The 15,453-nt window shown below is 71.1% G+C and carries 14 protein-coding genes; 9 read left to right on the top strand and 5 right to left on the bottom strand.

Translation table 11 applies throughout. The features are described 5' to 3' along the window. Positions 1-56: 56 nt before the first annotated feature. The 3 genes from L3Q65_RS19795 to L3Q65_RS19785 all read left to right on the top strand — a co-directional run bounded on the left by L3Q65_RS19795 (position 57) and on the right by L3Q65_RS19785 (position 2,555). Complete coding sequence (locus L3Q65_RS19795; protein ID WP_237600513.1) at positions 57-824, top strand: NPP1 family protein; 768 nt, start codon at positions 57-59, stop codon at positions 822-824. 75 nt (positions 825-899) lie between these two features. Then, on the top strand, positions 900-2,093 hold the full coding sequence (locus L3Q65_RS19790) for a CaiB/BaiF CoA-transferase family protein (protein ID WP_182893301.1): 1,194 nt from the start codon (positions 900-902) through the stop codon (positions 2,091-2,093). A 33-nt stretch (positions 2,094-2,126) separates the two neighbouring features. Next, on the top strand, positions 2,127-2,555 hold the full coding sequence (locus tag L3Q65_RS19785; RefSeq protein ID WP_182893300.1) for a MarR family winged helix-turn-helix transcriptional regulator: 429 nt from the start codon (positions 2,127-2,129) through the stop codon (positions 2,553-2,555). A 38-nt stretch (positions 2,556-2,593) separates the two neighbouring features. On the opposite strand, the gene L3Q65_RS47505 is transcribed toward L3Q65_RS19785, so the two are convergent. The 4 genes from L3Q65_RS47505 to L3Q65_RS19760 all read right to left on the bottom strand — a co-directional run bounded on the left by L3Q65_RS47505 (position 2,594) and on the right by L3Q65_RS19760 (position 8,494). Then, positions 2,594-3,520, bottom strand: a complete 927-nt coding sequence (locus tag L3Q65_RS47505) for a LysR family transcriptional regulator (RefSeq protein ID WP_182893299.1) — start codon at positions 3,518-3,520, stop codon at positions 2,594-2,596. Positions 3,521-3,843: 323 nt separating this feature from the next. Then, a complete protein-coding gene (locus tag L3Q65_RS19770; protein ID WP_182893298.1) occupies positions 3,844-6,219 on the bottom strand; it encodes a CoA transferase in 2,376 nt (791 codons plus the stop codon). Positions 6,220-6,240: 21 nt separating this feature from the next. Then, the gene (locus L3Q65_RS19765) at positions 6,241-7,422 is read right to left on the bottom strand and encodes an acyl-CoA dehydrogenase family protein (protein WP_237600512.1); all 1,182 of its coding nucleotides are present in this window, start codon (positions 7,420-7,422) and stop codon (positions 6,241-6,243) included. Between the two features lies 1 nt (position 7,423). Continuing rightward, positions 7,424-8,494 (bottom strand): acyl-CoA dehydrogenase family protein, encoded by a 1,071-nt coding sequence (locus L3Q65_RS19760; RefSeq protein WP_237600511.1) that lies wholly within the window; start codon positions 8,492-8,494, stop codon positions 7,424-7,426. A 218-nt stretch (positions 8,495-8,712) separates the two neighbouring features. Here L3Q65_RS19760 and L3Q65_RS19755 point away from each other — a divergent pair, with 218 nt between their 5' ends. The 6 genes from L3Q65_RS19755 to L3Q65_RS19730 all read left to right on the top strand — a co-directional run bounded on the left by L3Q65_RS19755 (position 8,713) and on the right by L3Q65_RS19730 (position 15,109). Then, entirely contained in the window at positions 8,713-9,897 is a 1,185-nt protein-coding gene (locus L3Q65_RS19755; RefSeq protein WP_182893295.1) for a thiolase family protein, read from the top strand. A gap of 2 nt (positions 9,898-9,899) precedes the next feature. Beyond that, entirely contained in the window at positions 9,900-10,313 is a 414-nt protein-coding gene (locus L3Q65_RS19750) for a Zn-ribbon domain-containing OB-fold protein (RefSeq protein ID WP_237600510.1), read from the top strand. After that, positions 10,303-11,097 (top strand): crotonase/enoyl-CoA hydratase family protein, encoded by a 795-nt coding sequence (locus L3Q65_RS19745; RefSeq protein WP_182893293.1) that lies wholly within the window; start codon positions 10,303-10,305, stop codon positions 11,095-11,097. Before L3Q65_RS19750 ends, L3Q65_RS19745 begins: the two co-directional genes overlap by 11 nt. A gap of 97 nt (positions 11,098-11,194) precedes the next feature. Further along, positions 11,195-13,846, top strand: coding sequence for an ABC transporter permease (locus L3Q65_RS19740; RefSeq protein WP_182893292.1), 2,652 nt, complete (start codon positions 11,195-11,197; stop codon positions 13,844-13,846). Continuing rightward, entirely contained in the window at positions 13,833-14,495 is a 663-nt protein-coding gene (locus tag L3Q65_RS19735; protein WP_182893291.1) for an ABC transporter ATP-binding protein, read from the top strand. Before L3Q65_RS19740 ends, L3Q65_RS19735 begins: the two co-directional genes overlap by 14 nt. Further along, positions 14,492-15,109 (top strand): ABC transporter ATP-binding protein, encoded by a 618-nt coding sequence (locus L3Q65_RS19730; protein ID WP_237600509.1) that lies wholly within the window; start codon positions 14,492-14,494, stop codon positions 15,107-15,109. The genes L3Q65_RS19735 and L3Q65_RS19730 overlap by 4 nt, the downstream gene beginning before the upstream one ends. Positions 15,110-15,164: 55 nt before the next feature. Here the strand turns inward: L3Q65_RS19730 and catC are convergent, their stop codons facing one another. Then, a complete protein-coding gene (catC, locus tag L3Q65_RS19725) occupies positions 15,165-15,443 on the bottom strand; it encodes a muconolactone Delta-isomerase (RefSeq protein ID WP_037812322.1) in 279 nt (92 codons plus the stop codon). Positions 15,444-15,453: the final 10 nt, after the last annotated feature.

Below are 15,453 nucleotides of genomic sequence, written 5' to 3'. Positions count from 1 at the left end.
CGGATGCTTCCCTGACATCCCTTCACCTTCCGCGTTCGCGGTGTCACCATCCGGACATGAGGAAACTTCCGCTCGCCCGCGTCGCGACGGTGGCCGTGTGCACGGCATTGCTGTTCCCGGTGTCCGCGGCGTACGCCGACCCGCCGCACAACCTGCCGCAGAACGCGAACGGATACGAGCAGTCCTTCTCGCCCGCCTACGACTACGACGGCGACGGTTGCTACGCGACCCCGGCGATCGGCCCGGACGGCGCCCTCGCGCCCGGCCTCAAGACCACCGGCGCGGTCAACGGCAACTGCCACGACAAGTCCGACCTCGACAACTCCCAGACCTACTCGCGCTCGACCTGCAACCACGGCTGGTGCGCGGTCGTCTACGCGAGCTACTTCGAAAAGGACCAGGCCGTCGACGGCAGCGGCCTCGGCGGGCACCGGCACGACTGGGAGCACGTGATCTCGTGGATCGACCAGTCGTCGAACCAGGTCGAGTACGTGACGACCACGCAGCATTCCTCGCAGGTGACGTACCCCCGGTCGAAGGTGAGCTTCGACGGCGCCCACCCGAAGACGGTGTACCACAAGGACGGCCCCGGCACGCACTTCTTCCGCCTCGCCGACGCCCACGACGAGCCGCCGGAGAACCACTACCACGATTGGCGCTACCCGCCCCTGGTCGGCTGGGACGGGTGGCCCTCGACCGCCCTGCGCGACCGCTTGACGGCCGCGGACTTCGGCGCCGCGACGATCAAGATCAGCGAGGGCCGGTACCAGGACCTGCTGGAGAAGTCGAAGCCGTCCGGCATCCCGTTCGACCCGCGCGGCTGAGCTCGCCGGGACACGTGCCCTGCGCAACACGATTCACCCGAGCACCCCGGCGAAAACCGGGTCATAGTAATCGGCATGCACTCGGACCCCGCGCTCCCGCTGGACGGGATCACCGTCGTTTCCGTCGAACAGGCAGTCGCCGCCCCGCTGGCCACCCGCACTCTGGCCGATCTGGGCGCCCGGGTGATCAAGGTGGAACGAGCGGACGGCGGCGACTTCGCCCGCGAGTACGACCACGTAGTGCACGGCACCGGCGCACACTTCGTCTGGCTCAACCGGGGCAAGGAATCCCTGGCGGTAGACCTGAAAACAGCGGAAGGCCGCGACGCGGTCCGCCGGCTGGTCGCGCGCGCCGACGTCTTCGTCCAGAACTTGGCCCCGGGCGCGGCCGCTCGCCTCGGCTTCGGTGCCGCGGAGCTCCGAGCCGACCGTCCGGAACTGGTCGCCGCAGACCTCTCCGGCTACGGCACGGGCGGTCCGCGGGAACAGCGCAAGGCCTACGACATGCTGGTCCAGGCCGAAGCGGGCCTGATCGGCATCACCGGCACCCCGGACACCCCGGTCAAGACCGGCATCCCGACCTCCGACATCGCCTCCGGAATGTACTGCGCGCAAGCGGTGCTGGCCGCCCTCCTGCGCCGGTGGCGAACCGGGCAGGGCGCGACGGTCGAGGTGTCGATGCTGGAGGCGACCGTCGAGTGGATGGGCTACGCGATGTACAGCCAGATGTACTCCGGACGCCAGCCCGCGCGGATGGGCTTGAGCCACGCCTCGATCGCGCCCTACGACGCGTATCCGACGAAAGACGGGCAGATGCTGATCGGGGTCCAGAACGACAGCGGCTGGCGGACCCTGGTCACCTCGGTCCTCGAAGCTCCGCAACTCGCCGACGACCCGCGATTCACCACGAACGTGCGGCGCGTCGAGCACCGCGCGGAATGCGACGCCGCGGTCGCCGCCGAGACCGCCCGATGGTCCACAGTGGAATTGGACGAGCGGCTCGCGAACGCCGGAATCCCTGCGGCGCAAGTGAAACAGGTCGCCGACGTCGTGGCCGACCCGCAGCTTCGCGCCCGCGACCGCTGGCGCAGGATCGGCACCGAACACGCGACCGTCGACGCGCTGCTGCCGCCGGTGACGTTCGCGGACGTCGAGGCGCGGATGGGCGACGTCCCGGCGTTCGGCGCGCATACCCGTGCGCTGCTTGAAGAAGCCGGGGTCGACGCCGAGGACCTGCTGCGCCGGGGGATCGCCGCCGAGCCGCGTTGACAGTTGTATGGTGCATCTCTAGCATGCGGGGACATGCCGGGAGAAGACCGCGACGGCGATGCCCTGGACGCTATCCACCGCGCGATGATCCTGTTTTCCCGCGGGTCCCGGGTGCGCTCGAACGAACTGTACGAGGGGCTCGGGTTCGTGCAGTACACGATGCTGTCCTCGATCGACCTCGCGGACTGCGCGCACGCGGCGGATCTCGCCCAGGAGTACGGGCTCGACCCGTCGACGGTGAGCCGGCAGCTGGCGGAACTGGAGAGCGGCGGGCTGCTGGTGCGCGGCCCGGATCCGCGGCATTCGCGCAGGCAGCGGTTGGAGCTGACCGAAGCCGGGCATCGCGCGCTGGCGATTACCCGTGCGGCGCAACGGAAACGGCTCGAAGAGCGGCTGCGGGACTGGCCGCGCCGCGACGTCGCCGAGTTCGGGCGGCTGCTGAGCAGGTTCGTCGGGTCCTGACGGTCCACTGTGGACGCTGCTGGCGGCCCGGGTCGTGGTCAGCCGCGGCGGATCGGGCCCAGTTTCGCGGAAAGGTCCTCGGCGAGATCGGCCGGACGAGGCGGTCCGGCGGCGCGGTCGGCGGCCCAGGCGAGCGCGAGCCTGCTCGGTTCCCAGCCGTCCTCGTCGATCCGGACCAGTTTGAACTCCGGCGGCGAGAACATCCGGCCGATGAACGAGGCGGGCGCGTAGGACACGAGGGCGACCAGCCGCCGGTTGAACACCTGCGCGGCCATTTCGAGTTCGCCGCCGCGCCCGCTGACCGCGCGCACGATGTTCCGGACGCCGCGTTTGGCGAGTCTCCTGGTCAGCGCGGCGAGGATGACCGGGTTCGGCCGGGCGAAGTCGATGACCACCTCGCGGTCGCGCAGTTCCTCGATGTGCACGAGATCGCGGCAGGCGAGCGGATCGTCCGCGCGGACCGCGATCGCGCCCTGGTACTCGGCGACGGTCCGGGCGCGCAGCCGCTGATCCTCGACGGCGAGGTGGATCAGCCCGAGTTCCAGGTGCCCCGACACGAGTTTCGCGGTGACCTCGGCGGCGGAACCGGCGACCTCGAACGTCGCGGGCGCGGCCAGCCCGCCGACCGCGGTTTCCAGGTCTTCGAGCAGATCGGACGGCGCGTACGCGGTGGCCCCGACCCGGATCGGCGTGCCGTCCTCGAGAACTCCCGCCGCGATGTCCTTCAAGCCGTCGACCTGGCGCAGGATCGCCCGAGCCGGGCCGAGCAGCGCCTGGCCGAGCGGGGTGAGCCGGACCTCGTGGTAGTGCCGTTCGAAGAGCGGGCCGCCGAGCTCGCGTTCGAGCAGCTTGATCTGCTTGCTGAGCGGCGGAGGGGTGATCCGCAGCCGGTCCGCCGCGCGCTTGAAGTGCAGTTCGTCGGCGACCGCGACGAAGTACTTCAGGCGGGTGAAATCGATCTCCATCGTCCAATGTCCAGCGAGGTCCGGCAGAGGCGGGCGGGGTTGCGGCGATCATACGGCGGGGAGCGGGGTTCGGCGGGTTCGCGGGACGGTCGGGCCGGCGGGGCGTTTTCGTTCGGCGGCGCCGGGTTTCGCGGCGGGGTGCCGGGGTGGCCGTGCGCGGCGGGCGGCTTTGCCCGGACCGCCGGATTCCGGGACGCCTGGCCACCCGGCGGGGTGCCGGGGGCGGGTTCGCCGAGCGGCCAGGCGGATGGCGGGTGTTTCCGCCCGGTGTCACCGGAGCGTGCGGTGGTGATGCCGGGCGGATTCGCGGCCCCCGCTGGAAGTCACCCCGCGCGAGCAGCCCGCCCGCCCTGCTCCTCGGGCGCCTCCAACACCCCGCGAGCGACAAGCCCCGCCGTCTCCGCGACCCCCAGCCCGAGCAGTTCCGCGGCGATCTCGAACGTCTGCTCGCCCAGCAGCGGCGCCTGCCCCACCGGCGGATCGGCGACGTGCGCGGCGTGGATCTGCACGTTCTCCAGCACATACGGCTCCGACGCGTACGGATGCAGCTCCTCCCGAAACGCCCGCCGCTCCCGGTACTGCTCCCATTCCGGCAGGTCGCCCGCCCGCAGCAGCGCCCCGGCCGGAATCCCCGCGGCCTGCAGCAGATCCATCGCCTCGAACGGAGAATGCCGCGAGGTCCACTCGGTCACCGCTGCGTCGATCCGGGCACGGGCCGCCGCTCGGCCGGAGCGGGTGGCCAAACCGGGGTCGGCGGCCAGGTCGGGACGGTCCAGCACCGAGCACAACGCACCCCAATCCGCGTCGTTCCGCACCGTGACGGCGAGCCAATCGTCGTCGCCAGCGGTCGGGAACACGCCCCAGGGCGCGTCGTGCGCGGGGCCGTCCGCACAGTGTCCCCGGCGGGCCAGGTCTTCGGCGGCGATCCGGTCCGCGAAGTGGCTCAGCATCACCTCGGACTGCGCGACGCTCACCGACCCGCCCTCGCCGCTGCGTTCGCGCCGGACGAGCAGCGCCAGCGCGGCCAGCGCGCCGATCCGGGCGCATACGTGGTCGGGATAGACGGTGACGGCGTCACTGAACGTGCCCGGTTCGCCGGGATAGATCCACTCGCTGGTGAGTCCGGTCGCGGCGCGCACGAGCGGGCCGTAGCCGAGCCGCCTGGCCCACGGGCCGGTCGGGCCGAAGGCGGAGCTGTCCACGACGACGATGCCGGGGTTCACCTCGGAGAGCGCGGCCCGGTCGAGCCCGAGCGAGGCGATGACGCCGGGTTTGAAGTTGGTGAGTACGACGTCCGATTGTGCGACCAGCCGCCGGACCAGCGCTTGGCCTTCGGGGTCGCGCAGGTTGACGCCGATGGCGCGTTTGTTGCGGTGCCCGGCGGCGAAACCGTGCGACATCAGGCCGGGCAGTGCGGCGCGGGAACCGTCCGGGAAAGCTGAGTTCTCGATCTTGACGACGTCCGCGCCGAGGTCGCCGAAGAGCCGTCCGGTGTCGCCGCCGACGACGATCACGCCGAGGTCAAGGACCCGGATTCCCTCCAGCGGACGTCCTTCGCCGCGACGGGGGCGACCAGCGAGGATCGGTGCGGCGGTGACGCGCGCGCCGGTGCCGGGCACGGCGAAGGCGCGGTGCCCGTCGATCTCGGTGATTCCGGCTGGGACCGGCGCGACGAGACCGGGCGACAGTTCGGTGTCGCGGAAGAAACCGCGCGCGGCGAGTTGGTCGGTGTGCAGGGCTTCGGCGAGCGTGAGCACCGCAGCGGCCGGCACGCCGTGGCGCTGGCCCTCGCATTCCAGCGAGGCCCGGGTGCGGTCGGCGAAGAACCGGCCGATCGCGGGCAGCAGGTCCGGCGACGCATAGCGCTCGCGCACCTGGTCGTACTTCGGGTCGGCGAATTCGGCCGGGCTGCCCATCCACTCGAACATGCCGCGCCACTGCCGGCGCGACAGCAGGCAGATCCGGATGTATCCGTCCTGGCAAGGGAAAATCGGGTACCGGTGGCGCTCTTCGGTGCGTCCGCGCGGCAGGTCGCTCAACGGCACCCCGGCGGCCGCGCTGCCGACCATGCCGAACGCCGGGTCCAGCGCCTGCATCGCCCCGTCGAGGACGGCGAAGTCGATGCGGTCGCCGCGTCCGGTGCGCAGCCGGTCCAGATACAGGCTCACCGCCTGGAACGCGGCTTGCGCGGCGGCCACGTGGTACGGCAGTTCGCCGGGCGGCAGCAGCGGCGCGCGGCCGGGGATGCCGGACCGGGAGAGTTCGCCGGTCAGCGCGTGGAACACCGGGGTGGTGGCCTGCCAGTGCCGCCGCGTCGTGGCGCGGCCGAAGTCGCTGATCGACAGGACGACCAGCGCGGGATGCCGGGTGCGCAGGCCGGGGACGTCGAGCAGTTCTTCGGCGGGCGAGCCGGGCGGGGTGGTCTCGATCAGCAGGTCCGCGTCGGCCAGCAGCCGGTCCCAGCCGTGCGAGCCGGGTTCGGCGGTCGCGTGGGCGAAGCCGTGCCGGTCGATCGCGGTGCCGATCGCGACGCCGTCGACGACCGGTCCGGTGGTGTGGTCGCCGGTGACGCCGGGCAGGACGACGCGGGTGACGCGCGCGCCGAGATCGGCCAGCAGCCGCCCGGTCGCGGTCATCGGGCCGGAGGACAGATCGAGCACGCGGAACCCGGACAGCGGCGGGTCGTAGGTGTCGGGCAAGGGAACCAGCCTCCTCGGGGCTCAGCTGCGGCGGACGGCGCGGAAGGGGAGGTCGCGGTCGATCTCGGGTTCCTTGGGCAGGCCGAGGACGCGTTCGGCGATGATCGTGCGCTGGATCTGGTCGGTGCCGCCGCCGATGGAGGTGAAGAAGGCGTTGAGCGCCAGGAAGTTCACGTCGTCGGCGACCGGGTTCCCGTCCCCGGCCAGCAGCGTTTCCGGACCGGCGATGTCGGTGCGCAGCCGTCCTTCGGCGTGCAGGATGCCGGACATCGCGAGCTTTCCCAGCGACATCGCCGAACTCGACGTGCCTTGTTCGGCGGCGGCTTTCGCCCGGGCGTTGTTCAGCGCGTTCAGTTCGCGCAACGCGAGCACGGTGGCCAGGTTGTCGCGGACGACCGGGTCGGCGAGGCGGCCGCGGTCCCGGGCGAGCCCGACGAGGTCGTCGGCGATCGATCCGTGCCGCGACGCCCGCGCGCCGTCGCCCATGATCGAGCGTTCGTACGCCAGCGCGGTCTGCAGCACGCGCCAGCCCTTGCCCTCTTCGCCGACCAGGTAGTCCGCCGGGATTTCGACGTCGGTCAGGAACACCTCGTTGAAGTGCGATTCGCCGGTGATCTGCACGAGCGGCCGGATGTCGACGCCGGGCTGGTGCATCGGCACGACGAAGTAGCTGAGGCCCTGGTGTTTCGGGACGTCCCAGTCGGTCCGCGCGATCAGCAGCGCGTAGTCCGCGGTCTTCGCGCCGGACGTCCAGACCTTCTGTCCGTTGACGATCCAGCGGTCGCCGTCGCGGACCGCGGTGGTACGCACGGCGGCGAGGTCCGAGCCCGCGCCGGGTTCGCTGTAGAACAGGCAGGTCCGGGAGCGTTCGGTGAGGACGTCGTGCAGCAGGTCGTGCTTGAGTTTTCCGGTGCCGAACGCGAGGACGGTGTTGGCCGGGATGCTGTACTTGTCCTGGCGGGCGCCAGGTGCGCCGACGGCGTCGAACTCGGCCGCGATCACGTCGGCCAGTTCGGCGGGGCAGGCGCGGCCGGACCATTCGACCGGCCAGGTCGGCACCGCGTATCCGGCGGCGACGACTTTTTCCAGCCAGGCAATGCGTTCCGGGGTGGTGCTCCAGCGATCCTCGGCAGGCGCGAGCCCGGTCCATTCCGCGGCGAGCCACGCGCGGACTTCTTCGCGGAGCTGGTCGGCGCTGGTCATGTCAGGCTCCCTTCGAGACGAGGTAGCGCTCCCGGTGCAGTCGCGAGCTGCCGAACAACTGCGCGCCGGAGCGGGCGCGGCGCAGGTACAGGTGCGCCGGGTGTTCCCAGGTGAAGCCGATCCCGCCGTGCATCTGGATCGCGGACAGGGCAACGGTTTCGTACGCTTCCGCGCACGCGAACCCGGCGAGTGCGATCGCGCCCGGGCTGCCGTCGGCCGCGGCGTGCCGGGCGGCGGAGGTCGCGGATTCGACGTCCAGCAGCCGATCTGCCGCGAGGTGCTTCATCGCCTGGAAACTGCCGATCGCTCGGCCGAACTGGACGCGGGTTTTGAGATATTCGACGGTTGTCTCAAAGATCTTACGAGCGCCGCCTGCCTGTTCTCCGGCGAGCGCGACAATGCTGGTATCCAAGGCTTTCTGCACAGCCTCCCAGCCTGAAGTGCCAACTCGGCGCGCTGGGGTATCAGCGAAGGTGAATTGAGACAGCCGTACAGTCGGGTCGAATACCTCTGCTGTACTGCGGACGAAGCCCGGCGCGTCAGGGGCGACTTCGAAGATGCCAATGTCGTCACCAGCGCGGGCCACCACGAGAATGACGTCGGCGACCTGGCCGAAGGTCACATAGGACGCGGTCCCGGTGAGAGTTCCGTTCGCTTGTATCGCAATGCTTTCAGGCGTCCAGGCGCCGGTGGGGCCAGTGACGGCGACGGTTCCGATCGAAGACCCGTCGGCGAGCGCGGGCAGCAGACGGCGTTTGTCCTCTTCGGACCCGGCGGCGTCGATGAGCGTCGAGGCCAGCACCGCGCTGGACAGGAACGGCGACGGCAGCAGCGCTGCCCCGATTTCCTCCGACACCGCTTCGAGTTCTTCCGCACCCAGGCCGACTCCGCCGTATTCCGTCGCGATCAGCAGGCCGGGCAATCCCAGCTCGGCCAGTTGTTTCCACAGTCGCAGGTCGTAGCCGGAGCCGCTCGCCATCACGCGGCGCACGTCGGCCTCCGTGCAGCGGTCCGCGAGCAGGTCGCGCACCGCCTCCCGCAGCTGTTCGGTTTCCGCGGCGCTGATCGCCATCGCCGGACCGCCTTTCCCGTCGTCGGGTCTCGATTCCCATGCTGGGTGCGGAAAACGGCGATGTACATCACGGATTCCGACACCGGCAGGTTTCCGGCAGCGACATCGGCGCACGTGTCGCGGCCGCACATCTGCCGGTGTCCCGACCGGTCGTTTACGCCGCGTCAGCGGGATGCGAACGTGGAGGTGCGACCACCGGTCGGGAACGGAGTGCGAAGATGACGAGCAGGCGGGAGACCCCGGCGCGCCGGAGGGCGGCAATCGCCGGTCTCGGGCTCACTGAGCTGGGGAAAGTCTACGGTCCGAGCGCGCGGCAGTTCGCCGCCCAGGCCGTCCGGCGGGCAGCCGCGGACGCCGGGATCGGGCTGTCCGACATCGACGGGCTGCTGGTGTCCGCAGGCACGACGCCCGGAGTGGACCTGAGCCTGCAAGTCGACTTAGGACTGCGCGACCTGCGCCTGTTCACCCAAATGCAGGCGTTCGGCTCGACAGCGGGCGCGATGGTGCAGTACGCCGCGATGGCCGTCGAAGCGGGCATGGCCGACACCGTGGCCTGCGTGTTCGCGGACGCGCCGCTACAGCAGGGCAAAGCGACCGGCGCGGCCTACGGCGGACGGCGCACGACCCCGACCGGCTGGGGAAGCCTGCTGGGCTCCAGCGGTTTCGCCGGGCCGAACTCGTTCTACGCGCTCGCCGCGCGACGGCACATGAAGACTTACGGCACTACGAGCGAACAACTCGGCGCGATCGCGGTCGCGCAGCGCGCGTGGGCGGCGAAGAACCCGCTGGCACAGCTGCGCGAGCCGATCACACTGGCCGACCATCAAGCGTCGCGGTTCATCGCGGAACCGTTCCACTTGCTGGACTGCTGCCTGGTGTCCAACGGCGGAGCGGCGGTGATCGTGACCTCCGCCGAACGAGCGAAAGAACTCGCTCAGCCCGCCGTCCAGGTGCTCGGCTGGGGCCAGGCGCATCCGGGGAATTCCTTCCGCCGCAACGACAATCTCGGCCTCGTGAGCGGTGCGGCGCAGTCCGGCCCGGCGGCGATGGAGATGGCCGGGGTGACCATCGAGGACATCGACGTCGCCGAGATCTACGACTGCTACACCTTCACCGCGCTGCTCACCCTGGAGGACTACGGGTTCTGCGGCAAGGGCGAAGGCGGCGAGTTCGTCGCGACGCCGGGCATGCTCGGCCCGGACGGCAAGCTCGCGGTCAACACCGGCGGCGGCCAGCTGTCGTCCTACTACCTGTGGGGCATGACGCCGCTGTCCGAGGCGATCATCCAGGCACGCGGCCAGGGCGGCGAACGCCAGGTGCCGAAACACGACACCGTGCTGGTTTCCGGCAACGGCGGCATTCTGGACCACCACAGCACGCTGGTGCTCGGAACGGAGGGATGACAGTGCGGATCAACCCAGTCGCGCGCGACGAGGAGTCCGCCGCGTTCTTCGACGGCACCGCGATCGGCGAATTCCGGCTACTGCGGCGGCGCGGCACCGGCGAGTACCTGGACCCGCGCACGGTCCCGGACCCCGACGACGATCTGGAGTGGACGGCCGCCTCGGGAACCGGCACGGTGGTGTCGTGGTCGGTGGTGCACAAACGGGCGCGCGACGGCGGCGAGCCGGAGCGCGTGGTCGTCGGCATCGTGGAGCTGGCCGAGGGACCGTGGTGGTGGTGCCGGCTCGACGCCGACCCGGACGCGGACCTCTGGCAGCTGCCGGTGCGGGCAGTGTTCGTGCCCTCCGGCCCTGAACCTGACCACGAGAAGGTGCCGGTCTTCGCGCCGGCGGAGGAGGCAGACCATGCCCGATGACGCTCCGGCCGCGCTCGTCGAACAGCGCGGACACGTCCTGGTCGTCACGCTCAACCGGCCGCACGCGATGAACTCGGTCAATGCCGAGCTGAGCGAACTGGTCGGCACCGCGCTGGAACGGGCCGAGCAGGATCCGGAAACCCGCGTCGTCGTGCTGACCGGTGCGGGGGAGCGGGCGTTCTGCGCCGGTGCCGACCTGAAAGCCGTGTCGCGAGGCGAATCGCTCGCGGCTCCCGGTCACGAGGAATGGGGTTTCGCCGGATACGTGCGGCATCCGGTCTCGAAGCCGACGATCGCCGCGGTGAACGGATTCGCCCTCGGCGGCGGCACCGAACTCGCGCTGGCCAGCGACCTGGTGGTGGCGGCCGAATCGGCGAAATTCGGGCTGCCCGAGGTGAAACGCGGCCTCTTCGCGGCGGCGGGCGGGGTGTTCCGGCTGCCGAGGCAGATCCCGCGGAAGATCGCGATGGAGATGATGTTCACCGGCGAACCCCTGGACGCCGCCCGCGCGGCGACGCTGGGGCTGGTGAACCACGTGGTCCCGGACGCCGACGTGCTGACCGAGGCGCTGGCGCTGGCGGAGAAGATCGCCGCGAACGCGCCGTTGGCGGTGCAGGCGAGCAAACGCGTCGCACTGAGCATTGTGGACGGTGCGATCTCCGCCGAGGACAGCGACTGGGACAACACGCGCGAGAACGCCGTCGGCGTGATGACGAGCGAGGACGTCCGCGAGGGGACGCTGGCGTTCGTCGAGAAGCGCGCGCCGGTTTGGCAGGCGAAGTAAGCGTTCTGTATTCGGGAAAACGCGCTCTGTTCGCGTCGGGTCACGGACATCGGGCAGCGCCGCCCCGCCGGCGCCGGGATCGTGGCAGACTCGGCAGATGCGCGGGTGGGGGGCGACGCCGTGGACGCGGGCGCCGAAAACGGGGTGGCGGCAACCAGCGGTCGTCGTGGCGGCTGTCGCGGCGGCGATGCTCGTCGCGTTGCCTGCCGCGGCAGTGGCGTTGTTCCTGTCGTCGGCCGGGAACGCGATGCTGCACGACCAGACGAACCGGGCGTGCCAGTGGGCGGTCGGCGCGGAGTGGGTCGGCGGACTGCCGATGTCCCAGCCGTATCCGGGTGCCACCGGGCCGACGGGCAAGGCGCTCGACGACGCCCGGCTCGCGGTCGCGCGCGACGCGGCTCGCGATGTGCCGCGGTTGTCCGGGGTGCGGTCGACGCTCTCCAGCAGCGCGAAGGTCAACCCGGTCCGGCCGGGTTCGCCGAATCCCGAGCAGTCCGCGATGTGGCTGGTCGCCCAGGACGATTTCGCCGGGCACTTGCAGGTCTTGGAGGGCGGCAAGGGCCAGGGGATCTGGGTGTCGAGCCAGTTCGCGCAGGCGCGCGGGCTGCACGCGGGCGACCAGGTGGCGATCCAGGGCGGCTGGAGCCCGCGGACCGGCGTGCCGCCGGGCGCCCCGGTGGCCACGATGCCGGTCGCCGCCGTCTACCGGGATCTGCGCGAGCTTCCTGACCAGCCGTTCTGGTGCCATCTCCAGTCGCTGTACCGGCCGAATCCGCTGAGCGAGGCCCCGGTCTTCCCGGTGGGGTTCGTGTCGCGGGACGCGCTGTTCGGGCTGACCCCGCCGGATTCGGGCGTCGGCAGCTTCCTCGAGGCCTCGGTCGACACCGACGGGCTGACCACCGCGAACGCACCCGGCACCATCGCCGGGCTGGAACGGGTGCGGCAGCGCACCGAGAACACTCCCGAACTGTTCGCGCAGCGCGGCCGGATGCAGTTCACGTCGTCGCTGGGCGGTATCGCGGACCGCGCGGACCAGGTCGAATCCTCGCTTGCCGCGACGGTGGTGCCGATCGGCGTCGCCGGGTCGTTGACCGGGCTGGTCATTTCGGCGACGGTCGGGTCGTTCTGGGTCGAACGCCGCCGGGCCGAGCTCGCTGTGCTGTCCGCGCGCGGGGCGGGTCCGGCCGCGCTCGCCGGAAAAGCGTTGCTGGAGCTGGGTTCTATCGCGCTGCTCGGCACCGTCGGCGGCTGGTTCGCCGCGCGCGGGCTGGTCGGCGCGCTGGGGCCGAGCCCGCTGGTGACGCCGTCCGCGGTCGGCTACTCGATCGGCGGCGCGGCGGTCGCGTTCCTGGCGACGCTGGCCGGGATCGCCGGTTCGGTCGTCCTCCGCACGCGGGCGACGTTCGACGCGCGCAGGTCGCGGATCCGGCATCTCCCGTGGGAAATCCTCCCGCTGACCGCCGCCGTGGTCTGCTACTTCGCGCTCGGCGACGGGACGCAGACCGGGCTCGGCCAGGCCGGTTCGGTCGCGCGGATCCCGCCGCGGCTGATCGTCGTGCCGTTGCTGCTGGTGCTGGGCCTGGCGATGCTGGCGACCCGGGCCGTGCGGCTGACCTTGCCTCGGGTGCGCGCGGTGCGTCGGGAACGGGCCGTGGCGTTCCTGGCCTGGCGACGGCTGGCTTCGGCGCCCGCCGCCGCGGCCGTGTTGGTCGGGGCCACGGCGGTACCGGTCGCGCTCTCGATCTTCGCCACCACCGTCACCGGCTCCGTCCAGCGCACGCTCGACGACGAGGGACAGCTCGTGGTCGGCTCGGACGTCGTGGTGCACCTGACCGGCCCCACCGCGATCCCGCCCGGCCTGACCGGGCAAGCCGCGCTGGTCGACCGCTACGACTCGGCGTACCTGGGCAGCAAGACGGTGAACGTGCTCGGCGTCGACCCGGCGACGTTCGGCTCGGCCGCGTTCTGGGACGACCACCTCAGCGGGCCGACCCTGCCGGAGCTGCTGGACCAGCTGTCCGGCGACACTGCGGTCGGCATCATCGCCGGGGTTCCGGACGCGCCCGCGCAGGCGACGTTGAGCATCGGCGGCAAGGACCTCCCGTTGCGCGTCGTCACGGTGGCGCAGCTGCCCGGGAAGAACGCGGGCTTCCCGGAATTGCTGCTGCGCAAGGACATTCTCGCCAAGTTCGCCGGCGAGAGCGTGCACCGCGAACTGTGGGCGCGCGGCGATCCGGCGCGAGTCCTGCCGGAACTGGGCAAAGCCGGGGTTCCGGCCGGGACGGTGAGCCGCGCGGCCGACGTCACGGCGCACGGCGTCTACGGCGGAGTCACTTACACCTTCGCGTTCTTGACCGCAGTGTCCGCTTTGGTCGGTGTCGTAGTCCTGGTTGGACTGTTGCTGTACCTCAACGCCAGGGCGCGCGCCCGCCGCGGAGCGTATGTCCTTTTGCGACGGATGGGCATCACTTCCGGCGCGCATTGGCGAGCGCTCGCGTACGAGGTCGGTGGTCTGCTGGCGGCCGGATTCGCTTTGGGCGTGGGATTCGCGGCCGTCGCGGTCTCGGTGACCTACGAGGGTTACGACCTCGATCCGGCGACCCCGCCGGGCACGGTGATCCCGGTGCCGTGGGGGCCGGGCGGGCAATTGCTGCTCGCTGCGGCGGTCGTCGCACTTGTTGTCACCTACGCGGCCCAACGCGCGGCTGCGCGGGCACTGCCTTCGGAGGTGTTGCGTGACACTGCCTGATGCTGTCCGGGGTACCGGATTGACGCACAGCTATCGCACCGCGGGTCGCTCGCTGACCGCTCTGCACGAGGTCTCGATCGCCGCCGCGCACGGCCGGATCACCGCGCTGGTCGGCCCCTCCGGCTCCGGCAAATCGACCTTGCTGCGTCTGCTGGCCTGCCTGGAACGACCGGACGAGGGCCGGATCGAGGTCGGTGGCACCGACGTCACCGCGTTGTCCGCACGGGCCCGCCGAGCGGTGCGGCGGCGACGGATCGGTTACGTATTCCAGAATCCCGCCGACAATCTGCTGGATTACCTCACCGTGCAAGAACATCTGGAGCTGGCCGCGAAAATGCGCGGCACCGGTCTTTCCCTGGCTTCGCTGGAGCGGCTGGGCTTGGACCACCGCCGCGGCCACCGTCCGCGCCAGCTTTCCGGCGGTGAACAACAACGAACCGCACTCGCCTTCGCCGCGGTCGGCGACCCGGACGCGGTGCTGGCGGACGAACCGACCGCCCAGTTGGACCGCTCCTCGGCCCGCTTGGTCGCGGAGGCGTTCCGCGCGCTGGCGGATTCGGGTCAGACCGTCGTGGTCGCGACGCATGACCCGGTGCTGGCCGAAGCGGCGGACGACGTGGTGGAACTGGTGGACGGGAGAGTCCGGTGACTGCGCTGCTCAGCGTGTCCGACGTGAGCCGCTCCCACGGCGGGACGCCGGTGCTGCGGCACACGAGCCTGGACCTGGCGGCGGGCGAACTGGTCGCGCTGACCGGCCCGTCGGGCTCCGGAAAGAGCACCTTGCTGATGATCGCGGGCGGCTGGGACAAGCCGGACAGCGGGACCGTCACCGCGCATCCGCCGATGCCGGACGCGCCGGTTTCGGAACAGCCGTGGCACGCGCTGGCTTTCGTGCCGCAGTCGATCGCGCTGTTCGAGGAACTGACGGTCGAGGAGAACCTCGCGTTCGCCGCGCGGACCGCGGCGGAGCCGCCGGATCGGTCGAAGCTGCTGGAAACGCTGGACCTGGCGAAGCTGGCGGACCGCTTGCCGAGCGAGGTCTCGCGCGGGGAACAGCAACGAGGTGCGGTGGCGCGCGCGTTGGCAGCGGGACCGTTGGTGCTGCTGGCGGACGAGCCGACGTCGCATCAGGACCGCGCGCACGCGGAGATGGTGCTGACCGCTCTGCGCCGGGCAGCGGATCGCGGGACGGCGGTGCTGGTCGCGTCCCACGATCCGCTGCTGGCCGATCACGCGGACCGCGTGGTGACCGTCGGCGAGTAACCCCGCCTCACCGGTCCTTCGCGCGGGTTCGCGAGCCGTGCGGGGGCGGAGCGGATCAGTCCACTTTGGACGGATGCCGGGCGAGGGCGGTCACCTGGATGTCCATGTAGGGGAACAGCGGCAGATTCGACAGGATCTGGTGCAGCTCGTCGTGATCCGCGACGTCCAGTACCGAGTAGTTCGCGTACTCCCCGGCGATCCGCCAGATGTGCGGCCATTTCCCGCTGCGCTGCAGCTGCTGGCTGTACTCCTTCTCGCGCGCGATGAGGGCGTCGCGGACCGCCGGGTCCAGGTCCGGGGGGATGCGGACGTCCATCCGCACGTGGTAAAGCATGGGTCTCCTG

It is taken from the genome of Amycolatopsis sp. FU40 (assembly GCF_021903635.1).
GTDB classification, from domain to species: domain Bacteria; phylum Actinomycetota; class Actinomycetes; order Mycobacteriales; family Pseudonocardiaceae; genus Amycolatopsis; species Amycolatopsis dendrobii.
The sequence above is the reverse complement of the archived record's forward strand: the minus strand, read 5'-3'. Positions and strand labels throughout refer to the sequence as shown.

Coding starts and splice junctions, on each gene's coding strand:
- L3Q65_RS19745 (WP_182893293.1), top strand. CDS start 10,303: ATGCCCGATGACGCTCCGGCCGCGCTCGTCGAACAGCGCGGACACGTC.
- catC (WP_037812322.1), bottom strand. CDS start 15,443: ATGCTTTACCACGTGCGGATGGACGTCCGCATCCCCCCGGACCTGGAC.
- L3Q65_RS19795 (WP_237600513.1), top strand. CDS start 57: ATGAGGAAACTTCCGCTCGCCCGCGTCGCGACGGTGGCCGTGTGCACG.
- L3Q65_RS19785 (WP_182893300.1), top strand. CDS start 2,127: ATGCCGGGAGAAGACCGCGACGGCGATGCCCTGGACGCTATCCACCGC.
- L3Q65_RS19765 (WP_237600512.1), bottom strand. CDS start 7,422: ATGACCAGCGCCGACCAGCTCCGCGAAGAAGTCCGCGCGTGGCTCGCC.
- L3Q65_RS19760 (WP_237600511.1), bottom strand. CDS start 8,494: ATGGCGATCAGCGCCGCGGAAACCGAACAGCTGCGGGAGGCGGTGCGC.
- L3Q65_RS47505 (WP_182893299.1), bottom strand. CDS start 3,520: ATGGAGATCGATTTCACCCGCCTGAAGTACTTCGTCGCGGTCGCCGAC.
- L3Q65_RS19740 (WP_182893292.1), top strand. CDS start 11,195: ATGCGCGGGTGGGGGGCGACGCCGTGGACGCGGGCGCCGAAAACGGGG.
- L3Q65_RS19755 (WP_182893295.1), top strand. CDS start 8,713: ATGACGAGCAGGCGGGAGACCCCGGCGCGCCGGAGGGCGGCAATCGCC.
- L3Q65_RS19790 (WP_182893301.1), top strand. CDS start 900: ATGCACTCGGACCCCGCGCTCCCGCTGGACGGGATCACCGTCGTTTCC.